The 23,561-nt window shown below is 54.0% G+C and carries 19 protein-coding genes and 1 pseudogene; 6 read left to right on the top strand and 14 right to left on the bottom strand.

Features of this window, described 5'->3' with window-relative positions:
* Nucleotides 1–100: 100 nt before the first annotated feature.
* The 5 genes and pseudogenes from nrfF to nrfA all read right to left on the bottom strand — a co-directional run bounded on the left by nrfF (nt 101) and on the right by nrfA (nt 6,199).
* Nucleotides 101–2,468, bottom strand: a pseudogene (gene nrfF / locus CJP72_RS13225) (heme lyase NrfEFG subunit NrfF).
* Between the two features lie 4 nt (nt 2,469–2,472).
* The gene (gene nrfD, locus CJP72_RS13220) at nt 2,473–3,429 is read right to left on the bottom strand and encodes a cytochrome c nitrite reductase subunit NrfD (RefSeq protein WP_162381824.1); all 957 of its coding nucleotides are present in this window, start codon (nt 3,427–3,429) and stop codon (nt 2,473–2,475) included.
* A complete protein-coding gene (nrfC, locus tag CJP72_RS13215) occupies nt 3,426–4,097 on the bottom strand; it encodes a cytochrome c nitrite reductase Fe-S protein (protein ID WP_162381823.1) in 672 nt (223 codons plus the stop codon). The genes nrfD and nrfC overlap by 4 nt, the downstream gene beginning before the upstream one ends.
* Entirely contained in the window at nt 4,094–4,660 is a 567-nt protein-coding gene (gene nrfB / locus CJP72_RS13210; protein WP_162381822.1) for a cytochrome c nitrite reductase pentaheme subunit, read from the bottom strand. The genes nrfC and nrfB overlap by 4 nt, the downstream gene beginning before the upstream one ends.
* Before the next feature lie 102 nt (nt 4,661–4,762).
* Nucleotides 4,763–6,199 carry an ammonia-forming nitrite reductase cytochrome c552 subunit gene (nrfA, locus tag CJP72_RS13205; RefSeq protein WP_162381821.1) on the bottom strand — a complete coding sequence of 479 codons (1,437 nt, stop codon included), beginning with the start codon at nt 6,197–6,199 and terminating at the stop codon, nt 4,763–4,765.
* Between the two features lie 434 nt (nt 6,200–6,633).
* On the opposite strand from nrfA, the gene acs reads away from it, so the two are divergent.
* The 4 genes from acs to CJP72_RS13185 all read left to right on the top strand — a co-directional run bounded on the left by acs (nt 6,634) and on the right by CJP72_RS13185 (nt 12,232).
* Entirely contained in the window at nt 6,634–8,592 is a 1,959-nt protein-coding gene (gene acs, locus CJP72_RS13200) for an acetate--CoA ligase (protein ID WP_162381820.1), read from the top strand.
* Nucleotides 8,593–8,827: 235 nt separating this feature from the next.
* A complete protein-coding gene (locus tag CJP72_RS13195) occupies nt 8,828–9,142 on the top strand; it encodes a DUF485 domain-containing protein (RefSeq protein WP_162381819.1) in 315 nt (104 codons plus the stop codon).
* Nucleotides 9,139–10,788, top strand: a complete 1,650-nt coding sequence (gene actP, locus CJP72_RS13190; RefSeq protein ID WP_162381818.1) for a cation/acetate symporter ActP — start codon at nt 9,139–9,141, stop codon at nt 10,786–10,788. Before CJP72_RS13195 ends, actP begins: the two co-directional genes overlap by 4 nt.
* Nucleotides 10,789–10,942: 154 nt before the next feature.
* Nucleotides 10,943–12,232 (top strand): Gfo/Idh/MocA family protein, encoded by a 1,290-nt coding sequence (locus CJP72_RS13185; RefSeq protein ID WP_162381816.1) that lies wholly within the window; start codon nt 10,943–10,945, stop codon nt 12,230–12,232.
* Nucleotides 12,233–12,274: 42 nt separating this feature from the next.
* On the opposite strand, the gene CJP72_RS13180 is transcribed toward CJP72_RS13185, so the two are convergent.
* The 3 genes from CJP72_RS13180 to CJP72_RS13170 form a co-directional block, all read right to left on the bottom strand.
* Nucleotides 12,275–13,222, bottom strand: a complete 948-nt coding sequence (locus tag CJP72_RS13180; protein ID WP_162381814.1) for a DUF4431 domain-containing protein — start codon at nt 13,220–13,222, stop codon at nt 12,275–12,277.
* An 82-nt stretch (nt 13,223–13,304) separates the two neighbouring features.
* Nucleotides 13,305–13,994 (bottom strand): LrgB family protein, encoded by a 690-nt coding sequence (locus tag CJP72_RS13175; protein ID WP_162381812.1) that lies wholly within the window; start codon nt 13,992–13,994, stop codon nt 13,305–13,307.
* Nucleotides 13,987–14,397 (bottom strand): CidA/LrgA family protein, encoded by a 411-nt coding sequence (locus CJP72_RS13170; protein ID WP_162381810.1) that lies wholly within the window; start codon nt 14,395–14,397, stop codon nt 13,987–13,989. The genes CJP72_RS13175 and CJP72_RS13170 overlap by 8 nt, the downstream gene beginning before the upstream one ends.
* Nucleotides 14,398–14,500: 103 nt before the next feature.
* Here CJP72_RS13170 and CJP72_RS13165 point away from each other — a divergent pair, with 103 nt between their 5' ends.
* Nucleotides 14,501–15,403 (top strand): LysR family transcriptional regulator, encoded by a 903-nt coding sequence (locus tag CJP72_RS13165; protein ID WP_162381809.1) that lies wholly within the window; start codon nt 14,501–14,503, stop codon nt 15,401–15,403.
* Nucleotides 15,404–15,734: 331 nt separating this feature from the next.
* Here the strand turns inward: CJP72_RS13165 and CJP72_RS13160 are convergent, their stop codons facing one another.
* The 5 genes from CJP72_RS13160 to soxR form a co-directional block, all read right to left on the bottom strand.
* On the bottom strand, nt 15,735–16,226 hold the full coding sequence (locus CJP72_RS13160) for an REP-associated tyrosine transposase (RefSeq protein WP_162381807.1): 492 nt from the start codon (nt 16,224–16,226) through the stop codon (nt 15,735–15,737).
* A gap of 270 nt (nt 16,227–16,496) precedes the next feature.
* Nucleotides 16,497–18,143, bottom strand: a complete 1,647-nt coding sequence (locus tag CJP72_RS13155; protein WP_162381805.1) for a Na+/H+ antiporter — start codon at nt 18,141–18,143, stop codon at nt 16,497–16,499.
* Between the two features lie 151 nt (nt 18,144–18,294).
* Nucleotides 18,295–19,644, bottom strand: coding sequence for a guanine/hypoxanthine transporter GhxP (gene ghxP, locus CJP72_RS13150; RefSeq protein WP_162381803.1), 1,350 nt, complete (start codon nt 19,642–19,644; stop codon nt 18,295–18,297).
* 330 nt (nt 19,645–19,974) lie between these two features.
* Nucleotides 19,975–20,643, bottom strand: a complete 669-nt coding sequence (locus tag CJP72_RS13145) for a glutathione S-transferase family protein (protein WP_162381802.1) — start codon at nt 20,641–20,643, stop codon at nt 19,975–19,977.
* Between the two features lie 356 nt (nt 20,644–20,999).
* Nucleotides 21,000–21,458, bottom strand: a complete 459-nt coding sequence (gene soxR / locus CJP72_RS13140) for a redox-sensitive transcriptional activator SoxR (RefSeq protein ID WP_162381800.1) — start codon at nt 21,456–21,458, stop codon at nt 21,000–21,002.
* Between the two features lie 86 nt (nt 21,459–21,544).
* On the opposite strand from soxR, the gene soxS reads away from it, so the two are divergent.
* The gene (gene soxS, locus CJP72_RS13135) at nt 21,545–21,868 is read left to right on the top strand and encodes a superoxide response transcriptional regulator SoxS (protein ID WP_162381798.1); all 324 of its coding nucleotides are present in this window, start codon (nt 21,545–21,547) and stop codon (nt 21,866–21,868) included.
* Nucleotides 21,869–21,870: 2 nt separating this feature from the next.
* On the opposite strand, the gene CJP72_RS13130 is transcribed toward soxS, so the two are convergent.
* On the bottom strand, nt 21,871–23,457 hold the full coding sequence (locus tag CJP72_RS13130) for an EAL domain-containing protein (protein ID WP_162381796.1): 1,587 nt from the start codon (nt 23,455–23,457) through the stop codon (nt 21,871–21,873).
* Nucleotides 23,458–23,561 lie beyond the last annotated feature (104 nt).

The raw sequence follows: 23,561 nt of genomic DNA, 5'->3' as shown, positions 1-23,561 counted from the left end.
TGTAGCTCACGCAGCAATGGTGTTGCGGCCTCCTCAGACAGTTGCTGACGGGCCTGGCGCTGGCTGTGACGCAACAGTAGTACACTCACCTGATGCAAACTCATTCCCCCTCCTTTTTGCTCTGGCTGACGCTCGCCCGCCATAACAAGGCGCCTGCCAGTAATAACAGTACGCATGGCAACGCCCACAGCACGAGCGTTTGCCCGGTCAACGGTGGGTTATAGAGGACAAATTCGCCGTAACGTTGCGTCATCCAGCGGGTGATCTCCTCTTCACTTTTCCCTTGTGCCACCATGGTGAAAACCTGGTGGCGCATACTGACCGCAACAGGCGCATTGGATTCCAGTAAGTTTTGATTCTGGCACTGCGGGCAACGCAACTGGCTGGCAATAAACAGCGATTTTTCCTGCTGTTGGGGGTTTGCAAAGGCCCAGGTGTCTACAACCTGGGCGTGGCTGGTAAAGGAAATGAAAAACAGCATCAAGGCTAAGAGTAAACGTGTGATGCCGGATGGCGGCGTTAGCGCCTTATCCGGCCTACGGTATGCATCAATTCCAGGCCGGATATGCGTGAGCAAAAATGGCGTCCTCTTAGGCATCGCGTCTTCTCCCTCGCCAGCCGCTGAGCAGCGCGCCGAGCACCATCAGCAGCCCACCGCCCCATATCCAGCGTACGCCGCTCTGCACGTATAAACGCATGGCGTAACGGTCCTGTCCGGTTTTTTCGCCGATCACTGCATACCAGTCGTGGAGCAGATTCCAGCGAATACCCGGCTCCATCATTTGCTGACGACGCGCGGCATAGAAACGTCGTTCAGGCAGCAGACTGCCGATGCGTTTCTTATCCTGCCACAGCGTAATTAGCGCCTTCTCGGTGGTGTAGTTCCCCTTTGCTTCGAGATCGAGGCGTTCATAGCGGAAGGTATAGCCCGCCAGCTCAACCTGCTGTCCAGGACTCAGATTAAGACTGACCTCCTGGCGGCTACCGCTGGAGAAGATGATCCCCGCCGCCACAATCAGGACTCCACTGTGCGCCAGCAACGGCGGAAGCTGACGGCGCAACGCATCGGCGGGCAGAAACCAGAGCCGCAGCATCACCGCCGCCACCAGGCCACACGCCAACGCTTCTGTCGCACCGAGCGACCAGCACGGCGCGACGGCCAACAAGCCAATCGCAAAAGGCCATACCAAACGGCGCAGGGAGATTGGCGGCGAACGTTTCCAGAATCCGCCCGCCGAGAGTCCGATGACCACCAGCATCAGCAGGCCAAATGGCAACGTGGCGCGGTTAAAATACGGGGCGCCAACAGAGAGTCTCCCCCACCCCAGCAAGCCGTAGAGCATGGGGTAAAGTGTTCCGATGAGCACAATCAGCAGTACCGCGCTAAAAAACAGCAGCGCCGCCAGAATCAACATTTCACGAGACCAGAAGGTGAACCGCGCAGCCTGCTGTGTGACCCGCGCCCGCCAGCCGTACAGACCCAGCGATGCCAGGCTCAGGGCGCAGAAGAGTCCAAACAGCGGTACGGCGCGCACGTTATCCAGCGCAAAGGCGTGTACGGAAACTAAAATGCCGGAGCGCACAATCAACGTGCCCAACAGCGAAAGGATGAGAGTCAGAATGGCCAGCAACAGCGACCAGTGGCGGAAGATGCCACGCTGACGTGAGACATACAGGCTGTGCAGCAGCGCGCTGGCGGAAAGCCAGGGCAATAAGGAGGCGTTTTCTACCGGGTCCCAGAACCACCAACCGCCCCAGCCCAGTTCACAATACGCCCACCATGATCCGAGAATGATGCCAAGCGTCAGTGCGCTCCAGCCAGGTAACGCCCAACGCCAGCAGAGCCAGGCCGTTGCCGCGCTAAAACCACCACACAATAACGACGCTAATGCCACGCCCGCCGCCACCATCAAACCGCCGTAGCCAAGATAGAGCAGCGGAGGATGAAGAATTAACCCGAGATGCTGAAGCATCGGGTTGAGGTCGCGCCCCTCAATCGCAGGCGGAAAGAGGCGCACAAACGGATCGGACCACACCACCACGAACAGCAACAGTAATGCCGTAATGACTGACAAAATGCTGAGCGTCAGAGGGAACAACGGATCAGACTTCCTCCGATAGCGCCAGGCAAACAGCGCCCCCCAACCGGAAAGCAGCAGCACCCACAGCAACAGAGATCCTTCGTGGCCGCCCCACACTGCCGCCAGTTTTAATCCCCACGGCAACAAACGGTAGCTGTGCTGGGCGACGTAGATAACCGAGAAGTCGCTGGTGAGAAAGCAGATAACCAGGATAGAAAACGCGAGCAGTAGCAGGACAAATTGCGCCAGCACACCCACCGTCGCCAGACGCATCACACTCTGCCAGCGCAGGCGAGTGCCCAATAGCGTGGCAAACGGGGTCAACACGTTGACCCCGAGACTCAGTAGCAGCGCCAGAAACCCGGCTTCAGGAAGGAAGAGATCCAAAAAGCTATGCCACCGTCAGTTGCCCTGCATAAAGAATAAAGAAGCGCAGTAACAAAACACCGGTCAGACTGGCACCGCAGACCGCCAGCACGCCATGGAACGTTGAACCGCGATTCGCCCAGGGCTTCAACAGCATCGGCACAATCAATCCCACTCCCGCCACGCCCAGCCAGAACCACCAGGTCCAGAATCCGCCGCCCAATGCCGCCGACAGCGCACGCATTTTGCCGTCATCACCCAACGCCAGCCCGACAAAAAACGCCGCCAGCAGGAAGATTTCCAGCCACACCACCGGGGTTTCCATACGGTGCACAAAGTGCGCCTCGGTGCTGTGCGGATTACCGCGATGACGCAAAGCCATCGCAATCAGCGCCACCGCCGCCCCTGAAGAGATCCCCGAGAACAGGAACAGAACCGGCAAAATCGGGTTATTCAGGAACGGATAGGACTTCAGCGCCGAGAGCAGAAAACCGGTATACGCCCCGAGCAGCACCGCCAAAACCAGCATTACCGTTTCAAGCACGCGATGGAACGGCGTCAACAGCGTGAGAACCTTCTGCACCAGTCCCAGCCGTGGTAACCAGCGCTGTTGCAGGACAATCAACTCTTTTTCAAAGATTTTTGCCAGCCACAGGACAAGAACGACCATATAAAGCTGGAACAGCAGGACGCCCATCGACATCACTGAGGTGAAACTGTAATGGAACATCAGCTTCCAGAAGGTCCACGGGCGCGTCAGATGGAAGACGAGGATCAGCAGGCCGAGAATAATCGCTCCCGGCCCCACCACCAGCGTCGTGCGCAGCAGCGTGCTGTCCGCCCCGCCCGCCTCAGGATGGAAACGGCGCAGCAGAATGGCCAGTGTGACCACTCCGGCGGAGATCCCAATCAAAAACAGATAGATGGCGATGGGCCAGTCCCACACCAGCGATTCAAAATGGAAAGCAGAAGCGTGCGTCATTGGCTCACCTCCCCAAATTTAAAGGGAACGCGGTAGACCTTCGGTTTGGTACCCAACGCCAGCTTGTAGCGATAGGTCGTTTTCTGCTGCAACAGACGAGAAATCTCGCTGTTGGGATCGTCCAGATTGCCAAACGTCAGCGCCTTCGTCGGGCAAGACTCGACGCAGGCGGGTAGCTTGCCCGCTTTCAGATTGGTCTTCCGGCAAAAATCGCATTTATCCGCCGTCTTCGTGACGGGGTGGATAAACCGCACGCGGTACGGGCAGGCGGCGATACAGTACTGACAACCGACGCAGAGATCCGGATTCACATCCACAATGCCGCTGGCGGCATCGCGAAATGAGGCTCCCGTCGGGCAGACATCAACGCAGGGCGCATGCTCGCAGTGCTGGCATGAGTGACGGAAGAAGCGATATTTCACATCAGGAAATGTGCCCTGCGGCTCGCTACGAATAATCGTCAGACGCGATACCCCTTCCGGCACCTTATTCACTTCCCGACAGGCATCCATACAGGCGGTACAGCCGATGCACAATGTTTCATCATGCACCATACCGTAACGAACGCCATTGATGTTCAACGTTTTTGCCACCACGCGTCCTGCCGTTGCGCTAACCGCCACCAGCGCGCCGACGCGGGTGATAAACTGGCGACGGGAGCAACTCATGGATGCTCCTTAAGCAAGGGAACGGACGCCGGATTAAAGTTCGGATTGTTACGCTGATCGCTGTGGCAATCGACGCAAATCTTGATCCGTTCTTTATCATTTAACGTCTGCATCGTGTCTTGCTTAGGATGCAACGAGTGGCAACTGGCGCAGGTCACTTTCGTCACATGGACATCGTGAGGCCAGAACGCTTTTTGCAACTGTTCGGGCAGGTGACAGGACATACAGACGCTGTTCTGCTGCTCGACGTTGTACATCGGCTCGTTAAAGCGCATCACATCCTTCACCCCTTCACGGTGCTTGGGTGAAGGCTGACCATGACAGTTGGTGCAGGTGACCGGCAATTGGTTATTCGGGTTAATGGCAGCGGCATGTTTACCATGCATACCTTTGGTGTCCGGCTTGTGGCAGTCCAGGCACGCGGCATCAGGGCTGCGCTGCTGAGCCACCGTCCAGCGTTGTTCAGACTCCTGCGGCGTTGGCGTGGCGCTCATTCCACTCAGGCTCCAGAACAGACCTGACGCCAGCACCCCAGCAGTTAATAACGAACGTAATACGCTCATATTCACTCCGTTGCATAATGCCTGATGGCGCTACGCTTATCAGGCCTACAAGACTTCCGTAGGCCGGATAAAGCGCTTGCGCTGTCATCCGGCAAATTGAGGTTATTGGCTTAACAGACCGTTCTTACGCGCCTGATCTTCCCATTGCGGAATCACCGTTTTAATAAAGTCCTGCTTCTCGGCGTTGATTTTCTGCACGTCCAGACCAATCGCTTGCTGGGCTTTCTCTTTAGTGGAGATATCTGGCAGCGGGATTTCATGGGTGATGCCTTTCGTCGCCAGCACACGCACCAGTTTGGTTCGCGCATCCGCGGCTTTGTCCATCGCGATTCCCAGCATCCGCAGACCTTCATCCGGGGCGTGCATTTGAATACCGTGCGAGGCAATCGCCATATCCCAACGCCATTGAGCATGGCGGATATCTTCCAGAATCGGCTTCATTTCCGCTTCTGTCGCACCGGCATCCCATGCCGCTTTCGCTTCAAAATGGGCACGAACCAGTTGATCCTCAACCTTGATTTTCAGGTCATGAATCGCCTGTTTACGGTCGGCGACAACTTTTTGCAGCGTGGCTTTATCTTGCGTATGGCAGTTGGCACAGGTCTGGGCGAAATTGTCGAACGGATTGCCAATCTTATGGTCGGTGTAGAGTTTGCCTTCGGCGTTCTGCACTTTCGGCATGTGACAGTCGATACAGGTCACGTTGTTTTTACCGTGAATGCCCTCGCTCCAGGTTTCATACTCCGGGTGCTGCGCTTTTATCATTGGCGCTTTCGACAGTGAGTTGGTCCAGTCGGAGAAGGCGATCGTGTCGTAGTATTTCTCCATATTTTCAACGGTCATACCATCGTCCCACGGGAATTTAACGGCTTTCTTTTTACCGTCAAAGTAGTACTCCACGTGGCACTGACCGCACACCATAGATTGCTGGTCGAAACGGCTGGCCTTATCAAACGGTTTACCAATGGCGTCCATCGCGCGTTCAGCATAGGGGCGCGACAACGTTAGCTCAGGTTTGCCTTTGGCAAAATCGGGCGAGGCGGTGTTATGACAGTCGGCGCAGCCCAAATTGTTAACGACTTCCGGGCCGCCACGCGCCCATTTACCGTGGAAGTAGCCGTCTTCGCCGTCTTTTTGGATCAAACGTGCGACATCCGGGCTTTTACAACTCCAACAGGCCATCGGCAGCGGGCCGTCTTCCGCGTTTTTCGGCGCACCGGTACGCAGCGTTTCGCGCACATCGGTGACCGCATACGCGTGACCACGCGGTTTATTGTAATCGCGGGAGAAGGGATATCCCGCCCACAGGATCACCAGTCGCGGGTCTTCAGCCAGTGCATCATCACGGGCTGACTGCTCCGATGTGGCTTTCCATGAGAGGTATTGATCGGGATGTTGAGGCGCGAAAGTTTCATTCTTCGCTTCAACGGTAACGTTTTTTGCGGGTACGGGCGTTTGCTCAGCATAAACGGTTGAAATAAATAAAAAAGGTAAAATCAGGCTGAAGAAACGGCGTGCGTGTTGTGTAATCCTTGCCATAGAGGTCTCATCCAGATGGCGCCATTGCCTGCAATGGCGGTTCTTTTATTGTTCTTCCATAACAGCAACCGCACGAACACTGTTATGACATTGCTCCCCTCTATGTGTAACAAATAACCCTATTGAAAATGTTGTTTTTAATCAATTGTAAGTGCATGTTAAATACCACTTTAGAGTTATTAACCGCCCTTAATCGCCACTTCTTTTCTCAACTTTCGACACAGCGCACATTTTCAAAAAATCACTTATAACGTCATGTTATAGAAAGAATTAACTCATTTTTGCGAGTTCCCTTCAAAAATAAGTTTGCCGCTAATTTGCACAATTCCGTTTTTGCGTGATCTGCCGCGCAAATACTAAACAAAACTGTCAAAGCCCCTACATTTAACGTTTACGAGACATATTATTAACATCTTACAAGGAGAACAAAAACCATGAGCCAAATCCATAAACACGCTATTCCCGCAAACATTGCGGATCGTTGCCTGATCAACCCGGAGCAGTACGAAGCCAAATATCTGCAATCCATCAATGATCCCAATACGTTTTGGGGCGAACAGGGAAAAATTCTCGACTGGATCAAACCGTATCAGAAGGTGAAAAACACCTCCTTTGCTCCAGGTAATGTCTCGATTAAATGGTATGAGGACGGTACGCTGAATCTGGCGGCAAACTGCCTTGACCGGCATCTACAGGAAAATGGCGATCGCACCGCCATCATCTGGGAAGGCGACGACGCCTCACAGAGCAAACACATAACCTATCGCGAACTGCATCGCGACGTCTGCCGTTTCGCCAATACCCTGCTTGAGCTGGGCATTAAAAAGGGCGACGTCGTGGCAATCTATATGCCAATGGTGCCGGAAGCGGCTGTCGCGATGCTGGCTTGTGCCCGTATCGGCGCCGTGCATTCGGTAATCTTTGGCGGCTTCTCACCGGAAGCCGTTGCCGGACGCATCATCGACTCCAGCTCACGTTTGGTGATTACCGCCGATGAAGGCGTACGCGCCGGGCGCAGCATCCCACTGAAAAAGAACGTCGATGACGCGCTGAAAAACCCCAACGTGAAGAGCGTTGAGCATGTCGTGGTGCTGAAGCGCACAGGCGGAAAAATTGACTGGCAGGCAGGTCGTGACCTGTGGTGGAACGAGCTGATTGAGCAGGCCAGCGCCGATCATCAGCCTGTCGAAGTGAACGCCGAAGATCCGCTGTTCATCCTCTACACGTCCGGTTCTACCGGCAAACCCAAAGGTGTGCTGCACACCACCGGGGGTTATCTGGTATATGCCGCCACGACATTCAAATATGTCTTTGACTATCATCCTGGCGATATCTACTGGTGCACCGCCGATGTGGGCTGGGTGACCGGACACAGTTACCTGCTGTACGGCCCGCTGGCCTGCGGCGCGACTACGCTGATGTTTGAAGGTGTACCAAACTGGCCGACCCCTGCGCGGATGTCGCAAGTGGTGGACAAACACCAGGTCAACATTCTCTACACCGCACCCACCGCCATTCGCGCCCTGATGGCGGAAGGCGATAAGGCCATTGAAGGTACTGACCGCTCTTCCCTGCGCATCCTCGGTTCGGTTGGCGAGCCGATCAACCCGGAGGCCTGGGAGTGGTACTGGAAGAAGATCGGTAACGAGAAATGCCCGGTGGTAGACACCTGGTGGCAGACGGAAACCGGTGGCTTTATGATCACGCCAATGCCGGGCGCGACTGAGTTAAAAGCAGGCTCTGCGACGCATCCCTTCTTCGGCGTGCAACCAGCGCTGGTGGATAACGAAGGTAATCCGCTGGAAGGCGCAACCGAAGGTAATCTGGTGATCACGGACTCCTGGCCCGGACAGGCACGCACGCTGTTTGGCGATCACGAACGTTTTGAGCAAACCTACTTCTCTACTTTCAAAAACAGGTATTTCAGCGGTGATGGCGCGCGTCGTGACGAAGACGGCTACTACTGGATCACCGGACGCGTCGATGACGTGCTGAACGTCTCCGGTCACCGTCTGGGAACGGCGGAGATCGAATCAGCGCTGGTGTCGCATCCAAAGATCGCCGAAGCGGCGGTAGTCGGTATTCCACACAGCATCAAGGGGCAGGCGATTTATGCCTACGTAACGCTGAATCACGGCGAGGAACCCTCACCGGAACTGTACGCCGAAGTACGCAACTGGGTGCGTAAAGAGATTGGCCCGCTGGCAACACCAGATGTGCTGCACTGGACCGACTCTCTGCCCAAAACCCGTTCCGGCAAGATTATGCGCCGTATTCTGCGCAAAATAGCGGCGGGCGATACCAGCAATCTGGGCGATACCTCAACCCTCGCCGATCCGGGCGTGGTAGAGAAACTGCTCGAAGAGAAGCAGGCCATCGCAATGCCATCATAAGAAAAATATTCCGGATGTAGACACATAAGCGTCTTATCCGGCCTACAAATCTACCCCTACCCTCTCTTCACCGGGAGGGAAATATAAAAACCTCCCCCAAAGGATTTCGTGTTACAGGAAGGCGGCAAGCGAGCACATCCCCAGGAGCATAGCCCACTATGTGACTGGGGTGTGTGAGTGCGGCCAACGAACCTGTGGCGCGAAAGACGAAGGGAATACCTCTGGAGAGTCTGTGATGAATGACCCAATTTATCAGCGGATAGAAGACAGCGCGCGTTTCAGGGAATTAGTTGAAAAACGGCAACGGTTTGCCACCATTCTGTCGATTATCATGCTGGTGGTTTATATCAGCTTTATCCTTCTGATTGCTTTCGCGCCTGGCTGGTTAGGTACTCCGTTACATGCGGGTACCAGCGTCACCCGGGGTATTCCCATTGGCGTGGGGGTGATTCTTATCTCCTTCATTCTGACCGGCATTTATATCTGGCGAGCGAACAACGAATTCGACCGTCTTAACAACGCGGTACTGCACGAGGTAAAAGCATCATGAAGAGAGTCCTGACGGCGCTTGCCGCCACACTACCTTACGCTGCCAACGCAGCGGATGCGATTAGCGGTGCAGTTCAACGCCAGCCAACCAACTGGCAGGCGATTATCATGTTCCTGATTTTCGTCGTGTTTACGCTCGGTATTACTTACTGGGCCTCTAAACGCGTGCGCTCCCGTAATGACTACTACACCGCAGGCGGCAATATTACTGGCTTCCAGAACGGGCTGGCGATTGCGGGCGATTATATGTCCGCCGCCTCGTTCCTTGGGATCTCCGCACTGGTCTTTACCTCCGGCTATGACGGGCTGATCTATTCGCTGGGCTTCCTGGTCGGCTGGCCGATCATTCTGTTCCTGATCGCAGAACGCCTGCGTAACCTGGGGCGTTATACCTTTGCGGATGTGGCCTCGTATCGCCTGAAACAAGGGCCGATCCGTATTCTTTCCGCCTGCGGCTCACTGGTCGTCGTGGCACTGTATCTGATAGCGCAGATGGTCGGCGCCGGTAAATTGATTGAGCTGCTGTTCGGTCTGAACTACCACGTTGCGGTGGTGCTGGTCGGCGTACTGATGATGATGTACGTGCTGTTCGGCGGTATGCTGGCAACCACCTGGGTGCAGATTATCAAAGCGGTACTGTTGCTGTTCGGCGCCAGCTTTATGGCCTTTATGGTGATGAAGCACGTCGGCTTTAGCTTCAACAACCTGTTCACCGAAGCGATGGCGGTACACCCGAAAGGGTCTGCCATCATGAGTCCTGGTGGACTGGTGAAAGATCCGATCTCCGCACTGTCGCTGGGGCTGGGTCTGATGTTCGGTACGGCGGGCTTGCCGCACATTCTGATGCGTTTCTTCACGGTCAGCGATGCCCGCGAAGCGCGTAAGAGCGTGTTCTACGCCACCGGCTTTATGGGTTACTTCTACATCCTGACCTTTATCATCGGTTTTGGCGCCATCATGCTGGTCGGTGCTAACCCCGAGTACAAAGACGCAGCAGGCAAACTGATTGGCGGCAACAACATGGCGGCAGTCCACCTGGCTAATGCAGTGGGCGGCAACCTGTTCCTCGGTTTTATCTCTGCGGTCGCCTTCGCCACCATCCTGGCGGTCGTCGCGGGTCTGACGCTGGCTGGAGCATCGGCGGTCTCTCACGATTTGTACGCCAACGTATTCCGTAAAGGCGCAACCGAACGTGAAGAACTGCGGGTGTCGAAGATAACCGTACTGGTGCTGGGCGTGATTGCTATCGTGCTGGGCGTGCTGTTTGAAAACCAGAACATCGCCTTCATGGTGGGCCTGGCATTTGCCATTGCGGCAAGCTGCAACTTCCCCATCATCCTGCTTTCGATGTACTGGTCAAAACTGACCACCCGGGGAGCGATGATGGGCGGCTGGTTAGGTCTGTTAACCGCCGTGGTGCTGATGGTGCTTGGCCCAACCGTGTGGGTACAAATCCTCGGTCACGAAAAAGCAGTCTTCCCGTATGAATACCCGGCGCTGTTCTCTATCTCCGCCGCGTTCCTCGGGATCTGGTTCTTCTCTGCCACCGATAACTCTGAAGAAGGTAATCGCGAGCGCGAGCAGTTCCGCGCCCAGTTTATCCGTTCCCAGACCGGTCTCGGCGTAGAGCAGGGTCGCGCACATTAATCCCCCCCTCCTCCCCGGCCATTTTGGCCGGGGATCACATTTTTAGATCGGTGTCCGCCCCCTCTCCTGCAATAGCGCTACAGTACCCAAACCGAATTGAAACATCGTTTTTATTACATCAATACATTAATTCATTTAGTGAAAAGAGGACGCTATGAGAAAATATGCCCTGGTGGGAACCGGTGGGCGTGCGGGACTGTATATCTCGGCGATTGGTGGGCAATGGAAAGAGAACGCCAGGCTTGTCGCCTTTTGCGATACCAACCAAACCCGTATGAATTACGCTAATCATCTGCTAGAGAAGGAAGGCGCAGTCCCCGCTTCCACCTGGAAAGCCCAGCAGTTTGAAGAAATGATCCGCGAAACCCGCCCGGATATTATTATTGTCACGACAATGGATCGCACACATGATGATTACATCGTCCGGGCGCTGCACGCTGGCTGCGATGTAATCACAGAAAAGCCGATGACCATCGATGAAAAACGCGCGCTACGCATCCTTGATGCCATTGAGGAAACCGGCAGGCAGGTACGGGTCGCCTTTAATTATCGCTATGCCCCACACCACAGCAAAGTGCGTGAACTGTTGATGAACGGCACCATTGGCGAGGTTTACTCCGTTCATTTTGAATGGCTGCTGAATACGGAGCACGGGGCCGATTATTTCCGTCGCTGGCACCGTGAAAAACGCAACAGCGGCGGTCTGCTGGTACATAAATCCACCCATCACTTTGACCTGATGAACTTCTGGCTAGAGAGCTACCCAGAGCGGGTTTATGCCGAAGGCGGCCTGCGTTTTTACGGTAAAGAGAACGCCGAACGCCGTGGCGTGACACAATTTTACCCGCGCGCCCACGGTTACTCACACGCCAAAGATGATCCATTTGCGCTACAGATGGCAGAAAATCCACAGCTTAAAGCGCTCTATCTCGATGCCGAACATGAGGACAATTACTTTCGCGATCAAAGTGTGTTCAGCGACGGTATTACCATTGAAGACACCATGTCGGTGCTGGTGAAATACCAGAATCAGACGCAGCTTACCTACTCACTGAATACGTATTTGCCATGGGAAGGGTTAAACGTAGTCTTTAACGGCAGTGAAGGGCGCCTGGAGATGAAGATTGTTGAGAAATCTTACGTGAACGCAGGGGGTGAACGTGAGAATGAGGGCAGTCTTGAGGCTTGCGATATCACCGTTTATCCGATGTTCGACGTACCGTGGAAAGCGGCATTCACATTGGGAGAAGGCGGACATGGGGGTGGCGATAACGCCATGCTGGCAGACCTGTTCGGCGAGCCACAGCATGACCCCCTCCAGCGCGCCGCCGACCACCGCGCCGGGGCGATGTCGATTCTCACAGGCATCGCCGGAAATATCTCTATACAGCAACAGCGGCCGGTGAACTTTAACGAGTTTGAACTGGTTTCGCGATTGAAATAAATCGCGAGCGCCACGCGGTGGCAAACCGCGTGGCGCTTTGCCCTACCCCACGGTTACGCTGCCAACCAGTCTGAGTTTTCCGTCTATAAGCTTAAAAATATAAGACGACGCGCCATCGCAGTACTCTGAAAGCCCAGGCAGTTGTTTATTTGCGCTGGTCCCCAGATAAAGATGCAAAATCCCTTCTTCGAACTCGCCGTTCGCAACGGTATCGCACGTCCCTTCAACCGTATGCTTTTTCCCATTTTCCTCGTAAAAGAACATCCCATCGTCTTCTGTTGGGAAATAGCGTCGTTTTTGTTCTTCTTCAGATAACGCGTTTATCCTGTGTTCGCTGAGGGTCTGTGCATCAGGGTCCACGGTGATTTCACTGAGCATCTGCAAGCTATCAATGACTTTTGTCGCATTTTTGTCAAAAACGGCTTCGGTGAGTTTTTCCGGCTCCTGCGAGTCAACATGAGGGAAAAAGCCCCACGTATCGCCCTCAACCGGAAACACAAAATACGCTTTCAGCGCGGCCACGTTCTTTTCACGCAGCGCCTGCTGAAACTGTTGCAACTGAGTCAACATACTCTTTTTCTGCTCTGGCGTGTCCGCCCCGCTGACCTCTTTTACATCATCCAGCAGGAGTAATACGGAAGTGAAGTGCCAGCCAGACTGCTGGTACATCGTTTCTCCCGTCACAATGACCTCTTTATCCAGACTGGGCGCGATGTCGGCGTAAGTGACTTTGGTCTTATCGATGAAAATAAGCTGCACTTCCAAAACCGTTTCGCCTGCGCTGGCGATATTGCATTCAAAAGGCTGGTTAAGTTGCAAAAAATCGTACGTCAGCGCTTCGTCACCATCCTTGATGCTTTCGAAATTCGGCGGCCCAGGATACGTGTGCTGCACCAGCTTGCCTTGCAAGGTGATGTGTTGATTTTCATCGGGACACCAGGCCAAAACGGCCTGGCTAAATAAGAGGGCAGACAGCCATAAATACTTCACACTTTGTATCCTTACACCAGCGAGTAGAGTTACCCGCCAGTGTAATGAGTACGCAGAGTAAAGAACATTACCGACCGCAAAATTAGAACATCACTCTGGCAACCAGCGGCGCTGCCAGTACGGTCACTACCCCTGAAAGCATCATCACCAGGCTGGCGACAACGCCTTCCTGTTGACCCAGTTCGTAGGATCGCGCGGTTCCCGCGCCGTGGGACGCGGCACCAAATCCCGCACCTTTTGCCATCCCTTCACGAATCGAGAGACGCAAAAACAGTGCGTCGCCGACCGCCATGCCAAATACTCCGGTGACCACGACAAACAGCGCGACTAAATCCGGTTGCCCACCCAACGGTTCTGCCGCCGCCAGCGCAAAGGGGGTGGTGATAGAACGCACCGCCAGACTACGCTGGATCTCATCCGGCAATGTAAATAAGCGCGCCAGCCACACGGAACTGGTGATAGCCACCACCGTCGCCGTCACCACTCCTGCAGTTAGCGACATCCAGTGGCGCTTGATAATCGCGATGTTATCGTAAACCGGTACAGCGAAAGCAATGGTCGCTGGACCGAGCAGCCACAACAGCCAGTGCGATTCGCCAATGTAGTTTTGCCAGGAGATATGCCCCAACACCAGCATCAACACCAGGATCGCGGGAGTAAGGACCAACGGCATTAACGGCAGTTTACGAAAACGACGGTACAGACGTTTGTTGGCAAAATAGATAACCAGCGTGACAGCCAGGCACAGTATGCTTAACTGGAAATTACTCACGGTTTAACCTGCTTAGCTCGTAGCGATACACTTTGTCCACCACCCACGCCGTGGTGCCCAGTACCATTAAAGTGCTGATGGCAATCACCGCGAAGATACGCCATCCGTCCACCAGCAGCAGTTGCGTGTAGTTGACGACAGCGACCACCGCAGGCACAAAAAACAGCAGCATTTCTGCCAGCAACCAGTGTGCGCCCGCACGAACCCATTTGAGCGGAATCACCCGACAGACAATCAACGCCAACATCAAAACCATCCCGACCAGATTGGCGGGTAACGGCAGATGCAGCCAGGAGACAAGATATTGGGCAAAAACAAATAAACCTGCATACAGCAGTACCTGAACTGGTACCTGGAGTCGTTGCACAACGGCAGGCGTAACGCGGCTTATCGCCACAGCCATGAGGAAATGTCCTGAAAAATAAAACGAAGCGCCAGTATAGAGAGCCTCCGCCCTCGACTGAAATGAATTAAACTCATTGCAGGCATAGTCTTAAGGAATAATCATGGATATCAGAACGCTGCGTTATTTTGTCGAGGTGGTGCGCCAGCAAAGTTTCACCCGCGCAGCGGAGAAGTTATTTGTCACCCAGCCGACCATTAGCAAAATGCTGAAGAACCTTGAAGATGAACTTAACTGTACGTTGCTGATCCGCGACGGGCGGCGGCTGTTGCTGACCGATACGGGGCGCGTGGTCTTTGAGCGCGGACTGGCCATTCTCGCGGAGTTCCGCCAACTGGAAGATGAGTTAGGCGATATTAACCATCTCAATAAGGGCGTGTTGCGCCTCGGCATTCCCCCGATGGTGGGCATGTTAATGGCAGGACCGATTAGCCTGTTTCGCCAGCGCTACCCCGGCGTGGAGCTGAAGATTTCCGAGTTTGGCGGCCTGACGGTGCAGCAGGCGGTGATCAATGGCGAACTGGATGTCGCCATGACCGCACTGCCTGTCGAAGAGGAAAGCGGGCTGGCAACGTTGCCACTCTTTAGCCACCCTCTGTGCGTGCTGGTGCCGCGATCGGGTCAGTGGATGAAGCGCGAGTCGATTTCGCCTGAAGCGTTGGCAGAACACCCATTGCTGATTTACAACGAAGATTTTGCATTGAGCCGCCAGCTGATGCAGCTTTTTCACCAGCATGGCGTGAAACCGCGCATTGCCGTGCGCAGCGGGCAGTGGGATTTTCTGGCGGCCATGGTGCAGGCGGGCGTTGGCATTGCCATTTTGCCGGAACCGATTTGTCAGCGTCTGGATAAGAACACACTACGCTGGTTCCCGCTGGAGAGCGACTTACACTGGCAGTTGGGGATGATTTGGCGCGAAGGCGTTTACCTGTCGCATAGCGCCCAGGCATGGTTGAAATGTTGCGAAGGATTTTGGCTAACGCAGGAACGGCGCATTGCCCGGTAAGCGAAACGCCACGGGTGCACAAGCAGGATTTGTAGGCCTGATAAGCGCAGCGCCATCAGGCACAGTAAGCGAAACGCCACCGGGCGCACAGACAGGATTTGTAGGCCTGATAAGCGCAGCGCCATCAGGCACAGTAAGCGAAACGCCACCGGGTGCACAGACAGGGTTTGTAGGCCTGATAAGCGCAGCGCCATCAGGCACGGTAATCGAAACACCACCGGGCGCACAGACAGGATTTGTAGGCCTGATAAGCGCAGTGCCATCAGGCACGGTAAGCGAAACGCCACCGGGCGCACAGACCGGGTTTGTAGGCCTGATAAGCGCAGCGCCATCAGGCACGTTCACCTGCGCATAAGTCTGTCACTTCACCGGCCCAGTTTTCTGGATACAAACCCAGACTCACATCACGATGAAACGTGGAAAAAGGCCATTCGTTCACCTGCTTAACCCATCCATGCTTAATGGGATTGAGATAAATATAATCAATGTGGTGATGGTAATCACGCTCATCCCGGAGAGTGTGTTCCCAGAATCGTGGTTGCCAGATCTGGTTTAAGCGCAGTGTCTTACTGAATCGTTTTTTAATCTCCCGCCAGCGGCAAGAAAAGTCATATTCGTTGTCGGGCAACGTCCAGATACAGTGCATATGCTCAGGCAAGACGACCCAGGCATTGATGTGAAATGGCTTATTTCTTTTAACCACCCAAATGGCATCGCGAAGCGCAGTGATTTGCGTTGTCAAAAGATGACTCCTGCGATTGCGCAGGTTAACCGTGAAAAACCATGTCCCACCGTTAATATAGTTGCGTCGATAGTCAGACATATTCCCTCCTTTTTTCGCAACATAGGAGGATCAGAGGGAAGCAGCAAGATAGCCTGATTCATTCAGGAATGCGGCTCGCAAAGTGGGGTGCCGGATGGCGGCACTCACGCCTTATCCGGCCTACGAAGAAGCATGCCCTGATGTTGTAGGCCTGATAAGCGCCACCGGGTGCACAGGCAGGGTTTGTAGGCCTGATAAGCGTAGCGCCATCAGGCACGTTCACCTGCGCATCGTTGCCGAATGCGCATATCCAGTGGGCAATACCGACGTTTACTGATTTTCGATCAGCAGCGCTTCCAGCAAATCAAGATCGTGCAACAGTTTCTGCAACGTCTCATTGCTGATCTCGCGCGTGGCGCGCAGGTGATACAACTCGGCACGCTCGGAGCGTAATGCCGCCAGACGGAATCGCCGTTCAAGGTTTTCTTCCTGCATTGAACTTTCGACATCATTACGCCCATCGGCACGACGGCGCAGATTACCAATCACGCGGGAACTGACCTCCGTCAGCAACTGGTTATCGATGTTCTCTTCGCTATCCGCCGCCAGACGCTCTTCCATTTTCTGGATGGCGACAATCGCCACCTCTGCCGTCGCTGCCCGCGCAATCCGTATCTCTTTCTGTTGCTGAGAGTGGTCGGCCACTTCCAGATGTTGCAGCAGAATCGGCAGCATCACCACACCAACAAACAGCGAGAATAAAATCACGCCTGCGGCCAAAAAGATGAGTTCGTAGCGCGCGGGAAAGACGCTGCCATCAGGCAGCAGCAGCGGGATGGAAAGGACACCGGCCAGAGTGATTGCCCCGCGAACCCCGGCGAAAGAGGCGATCAAAATCTCACGCGTCGTCCAGGAGCCAAACTCCATCGGTTTTTTCTTCAGGAAGCGCTGGCTGAAATTTTTCATCGTCCACAACCAGCCAAATCGTACCAACATCAGCGCCACATAAATCAACACAATATCGGTAAACAGCATCCACATTTCGACATTCGGATCGGCTTCTGCCGCCACCAGCGAAGATTCCAGAATGCCCGGCAATTGCAGCCCCAACAGCAGAAAGACCATGCCGTTAAACACAAACTCCAGCATCGCCCAGGTACTGTTAGCACGCAGACGCATCGCCAGCGGCGCACGACGCATAACACCGGAACGGGTGATGGTCATCCCGGCCGCGACCGCCGCCAAAATCCCGGACACGCCAATATGTTCCGCAATCAGATAGGAAGCAAACGGCAGCAGGAACAGCAGAACGATCTGCGTTGCCGGTTCATCGCCGCCCCAGCGGCTCAGGAAACGCAAAGAGCGACCATAGAGCCAACTGACCACAAACCCCGCCAGAATCCCGCCAGCCGCCACTTTAAAGAACTCTACCGTTGCGCCGCCGACGGTAAACACCATCGTGCCCATCGCCACGGCCACCGCAAACTTCAACGACACCAGGCCGGAGGCGTCATTCATCAACGCTTCACCTTGCAGGATGCCCATAATTTTTTTCGGAATACGCCCTTCACCCACAATCCCGGAGAGTGCCACCGCATCGGTCGGTGACAGGACCGCCGCCAGCGCAAAGGCCGGAATCAGCGGAATACCAGGCACCAGCCAGTAGATCATAAAACCAATCCCGACCACCGTGACGATCACTAACGCCAGCGCCAGCCCCAAAATCTCTCGCCCGTGTTCAAGGAATTCGCGGGTCGGCGTCTTCCAGCCATCGGCAAACAGCAGTGGCGGTATAAACAGAACCAGAAACAGTTCAGGGTCAAATTCCACATGCAAACCAAACGTCGGCCACGCCAGCAACGCGCCAACGGCGATTTGCATGAGGGGGAGAGGAAGTTGAAAGGGTAATACGCGCGTCACTACCCCGGACAGCGAGACCACGAGGGTCATAATGAGTATCGTGAAGAAAATTTCCATGCGATCCCTGTTTGCGATGTTTCTTATGATAAGGACTGAGAGGCGTCGTGCCTCATTCTATCTTCCTCAGGGTAACGCAAAAGACAACGGGAGTGCTCCGAAAATAAAAACGGGCGGCAAAAGCCACCCGTTTTTAGAGGGGTCGACAGGATTAGATAGCCCAGCCGCCTGCATAAAATACAACCAGCGCCACCGCGATCACTACCGTACCGATGTTCAGCTTACGCCATTCACCCGAGACCAGACGACCGATCACCAGCGTCGCAAAACCGATCATAATGCCGGTCACGATGTTGCAGGTCAGGACGATAAACACCGCCGTGACCAGTCCTGCCATCGCATCAACAAAATCAGTAAAGTCGATTTTGCCCACGTTGCTCAGCATCAGCAGGCCGACATACATCAGCGCTGGCGCGGTTGCATAGACCGGCACCAGATAGGAGAGCGGAGAAAGGAACAGAATAAACAGGAACAACACGCCAACGGTAATGGCTGTCAGGCCGGTTTTTCCGCCTGCCGCCGTACCGGCTGCTGATTCAATGTACACCGCCGCCGGAGCCGCACCGACCAGCCCGGAGAAGACGCTGCTCAGGGAGTCCGTGGTCAGCGCTTTGCCGCCGTCGATAATCTGCCCGTCTTTATCCAGCAGGTTCGCCTGACCGGCAACCGCACGGATCGTGCCTGTGGCATCAAACACCGCCGTCATCACCAAGGCCAGTACACTCGGCAGCACAACAGGGTTCAGCGCGCCCATAATGTCCAGGCTGCCAATCAGCGAGTTGCCGTTTTCATCGCTCAGCGAAGGCATGGCGAAAATACCGGAGAAATGCACGTTCGGGTCGAAGATCAGACCTACAACGGAAATACCGATGATGGTGAGCAGAATGCCGCCTGGCACTTTCAGTTTTTCCAGACCGACAATCACCGCCAGGCCAATCAGCGACATGATCACCGGGAAGGAGTCAAATTGACCCAGCGCAACCGGCAGACCGTCCAGCGGGTTCTTAATGACCAGACCCACGCCGTTTGCGGCAATCAGCAGCAGGAACAGGCCGATACCAATACCAGTCCCGTGCGCGACACCTTGCGGCAGGTTTCGCAGGATCCAACTACGGATACCCGTTGCGGAGATAACCGTAAACAGCACGCCCATCAGGAACACCGCGCCAAGCGCGACCGGTACGCTGATGTGCTGGCCCAGCACCAGACTAAACGCGGTGAAGGCGGTCAATGAAATCGCACAACCAATGGCCAGCGGCAGATTCGCCCACAGCCCCATCACAATCGAGCCAATACCCGCCACCAGACAAGTCGCCACAAATACGGCGGCTGGCGGGAATCCTGCTTTACCCAGCATCCCCGGAACGACGATCACCGAGTAGACCATCGCCAGAAACGTCGTTAATCCGGCAACCACTTCCTGACGGACGGTACTTCCGCGGTGTGAAATTTTAAACCAGGCGTCAAGTGAACCGCCGGTACGCGCTGAAGGCGTAGACATAGAAAACATCCCCTGAGAGTTTATTTTTCGTCGATATGCGTGGTGGACAATCCACTGCCAGCGAAACGTCATCTCCTTGTGCTACGTTTGCGACGATAGGGGTGTCGCAAAAAAGCAAACGTTTAGCTCCGCGCATACAAAACGGGTAGTAAAAAAAAGCAAACGATTATCCAGCGATTCTACGGGGGTTTTCAACTGAACTTTGTCCCTTTTTATGCATTTCTTTTTAGAATGGTGAAGAAACAGACAATCGATGCGCAAACGTTATCGTCAATGCGCAATCTGATAACAATTTTTTCCCGACTGATTAAAAAACAACCCGATAACTTTTTACCCTCCGGGGATCTCAAATGCGCCCCCCTGAGCAATCGCGCGTTGCCAGGCGGGTCGCGTCTCCACCCGTGTTTTCCAGGCGCTGATGTGCGTCAGGTCATCGATCCCGCTTCTGGCAAGCAGCGCAAACAACGGGAAGCTCATTTGAATGTCCGCCATGCTGATCTGCTCTCCGGCAAACCAGGGGCGTCCCGCCAGATGCGCATCAATATAGCGGGCGTGCGTTTCCAGTTGCGGATTAAGCCAGGCTTTCTGCACCCCTTGACCCAGCACACCCCCCAACGTACGCAAGCCAAAGGGGACGGGAGGTTTACCGAGACTCACGAAAACCAACTTCAGCAGCAGCAACGGCATCAGCGAACCTTCAGCATAATGAAGCCAGAATCGGTACTGCCGTTTCTGTTCGCTATCAATCGGTTTAAAGTGTCCTGCGTTGTCATAGGTTTCCTGCAAATACTCTAGTATTGCCCCGGATTCGGCGAGGATGGCGCCGTTGTCTTCAATCACCGGGGATTTGCCAAGCGGGTGGATCTTTTTCAGCGCCTGCGGTGCCAGCATCGTCTTTTCACGCTGATAACGAACAATCTGGTACGGCAGCGATAACTCCTCTAATGCCCACAGTACGCGCTGGGATCGGGACTGATTCAAGTGATGTACTGTCAGCATGTTTGCCTCCTGTTTTTCATTCCAATTAACTATAGAAAATTGTCGAAGATGGCGTAAAAATTTCGGCTAAAAATTCGGCATAACAGTGGCAAACCTGCGGTCGTGGCATACAATTACAGTATCAACACAGACCGGAACCTCCACCACGTGCTCGACTGAGGGGTGTTGATGTCGGGGGAAACCCTCCCGTGAACCAGCGGGATAGAGTGAAAGACAAAGACCGGAAACAAACTAAAGCGCCCTCTGTGGCGCTTTAGTTTTGTCCTTTTATCGCTGGAGCGCGCGTTTTCCGTCCGGCAAAAGCGCGCCAATGACAACCCGGATAAGCATCGCGCCGCCAGGTAAAAACGAATCTTTTAATCATCTTCCAGTAATCGCGCGCCCGTCCCTTGCTCGCCCAACTGATCGCCTGGGTTACGCAATGGGCAGTCACTCCGTGAAAGACAACCGCAGCCAATACAACCGTCCAGTTCATCACGCAATGCCACCAACGTGTGGATGCGCCTGTCCAGTTCCTCACGCCACTGTGATGAAAGCTGCCGCCACTCTTTTGCACTCAACGTATGACCTTCTGGCAGCACGCCCAGCGCCTCGCCAATGGTCGCCAGGGGAATGCCAATTCGTTGGGCAATTTTAATGATCGCCACATAACGCAACACATCGCGTTTATATCGTCGCTGGTTGCCGCTGTTGCGAACACTGCTGATCAACCCTTTGCTTTCGTAAAAGTGCAAAGCGGATACCGCCACGCCGCTACGCTTCGCCACCTCACCCGGTGTCAAAAGGGCTTTAATGCGGGGTAATTTCTTTTCCATAAATCGCTTTACCTCAAGTTAACTTGAGGAATTATACTCGCCCGCAGACAAAACGACGAATTGAACACTGAGAAAGAGGCAGCAATATGTCCCATCAGCAGATTATTCAAACCCTTATTGAATGGATTGATGAACATATCGACCAACCGCTGAACATTGATGTGGTCGCAAAAAAATCAGGTTATTCGAAGTGGTACTTGCAGCGAATGTTCCGAACGGTGATGCGCCAGACGTTGGGCGACTATATTCGCCAGCGTCGACTCCTGCTGGCCGCAGTGGAACTAAGAACGACCGAGCGTCCGATTTTTGATATTGCGATGGATCTGGGATATGTGTCGCAACAAACCTTTTCGCGCGTCTTCCGCCGCGAGTTTGATCGTACCCCCAGCGACTACCGCCATAGTCTGTAACGTTACTGCTCGTGCTGCATCATGCTCGCGGGCGGTCGTTGTAACCATTGCATGAACTCTTGCGGCGGTAGCGCCTTCGCAAAGTGCCATCCCTGACAAAAATGGACGCCGCGCTTAAGCAACCAGCTGACCTGCTCCGCCGTCTCCACACCTTCCGCAATGGTCTTCAGGCGCAGGCTTTGCGCCATCTCAATAATATGTTCCGCGATAAGATGGCTGGTACTGTTGGTAGTCAACGTATCGACAAACGATTTGTCGATCTTCAGAATGTCGACATTCAACGAATACAGATTGTGCAAGTTCGAATACCCAGTGCCGAAATCATCAATGGCGACTTCGTATCCCGCCTGACGAAACGCCTGAATCACTGGCGTCATTTTGGGTACATCAATAAATCCGCGCTCCGTCACTTCCACTTTAATTTGTTGCGCAAGCACCGAATGCTGGCGCGTTTTGTCAGCAATTAACGCGATCAGGCGTGAGGAGTGAAAGTCGGAAGCCGAGAGGTTGATCGAAATATACAAAGAGGGATGCCGAGCCAGAAAATGGCCCAAATCATTGAACACGCCCTCCACAACATAATCTGTAAGCTGTTCAATCATGCCCTCTTTTTCTGCCAGTTGGATAAACTCCGTGGGGCTCATGACCTGCCCTTCACATCCCGGCCAGCGTAACAGTGCCTCCGCACCGACACATTTTTCATTTTTGACATCAATGATCGGCTGGTAATGCACACAGAGCTGACGTTTATCAATCGCACGCTGTAGCAAACGGCGGGGAGAGTGATATTCCCGGCGGGTACGCCACCCCATCAATAACAGAAGAATGCTACAGATAATGCCTAACGGCAGTGTCAGGGTAGCCTGGTGATACAGGTTCTGGTAAAAACGATCGCTTGACGTTGAAACAATAACCGCAATGGGGCGTTTTTCAGAATGCACAATAGTGTAGAAACGATTGTCCTCCTGAAAAATTAATGTATCGCGACGTATCAGCGGTAGTAATTGCGCAACATTGGCCCACTCGCTGACAGAGAAAAATGATTCAGTGACCGTATCATACACCCCCCATGCCAGGCTCTGATCGTCAGACATCACTTCGCTGTAAGATAACGGATTGATTACAGCCACATAGTTTCCCCTTTGCATATACGTCATTTTATAGCCTGCAAAAAAAGGGGTATCGCGATAGTAATAAATAGCGGTGTCTGGTTTTCGGTGATAATCGGCAGAGGGAATAATATAAGGGCTGGCGGGCGTCATAACGGTCGAACACAAAAAATGATCGCCCTGAGCATAAATTAGCTCGCTAATATACAAGCGACCACGAATAATATTCAGCATACGTTGCTGATGCGCAGAAGTGCATGCTTTTCCTTGATACTGTTCTGCGGCGTCACGTGCTAAATCGGCCTGCAAGATCACCAGTTCTGTTTTATCTAACGCCAGTTGTGCAAAAGAGTGAAGCTGGTTATGTGTTTCAGATACCGCGCGGTTGTGAGCGAACCATAGCGCCAGCATCACGGGGAGCAATGCCACCATGATCGTTCCGAGGAACTTCAGCATTTTGCTGCGCGCACTACGATTCATTTCAGCCCTATTTCCCTGCAGTTTGTGTGACTGTAATCATCAGGCTGGATGTTCTGGCTCAATATTTCGAGTTGCAGGACAACGGGCTGCGGCACCAGGCACTA

It is taken from the genome of Citrobacter sp. NCU1, from assembly GCF_010231475.1.
In the GTDB taxonomy this organism is placed as follows: domain Bacteria; phylum Pseudomonadota; class Gammaproteobacteria; order Enterobacterales; family Enterobacteriaceae; genus Citrobacter_D.
This window is presented reverse-complemented; position numbering and strand designations above follow the sequence as displayed.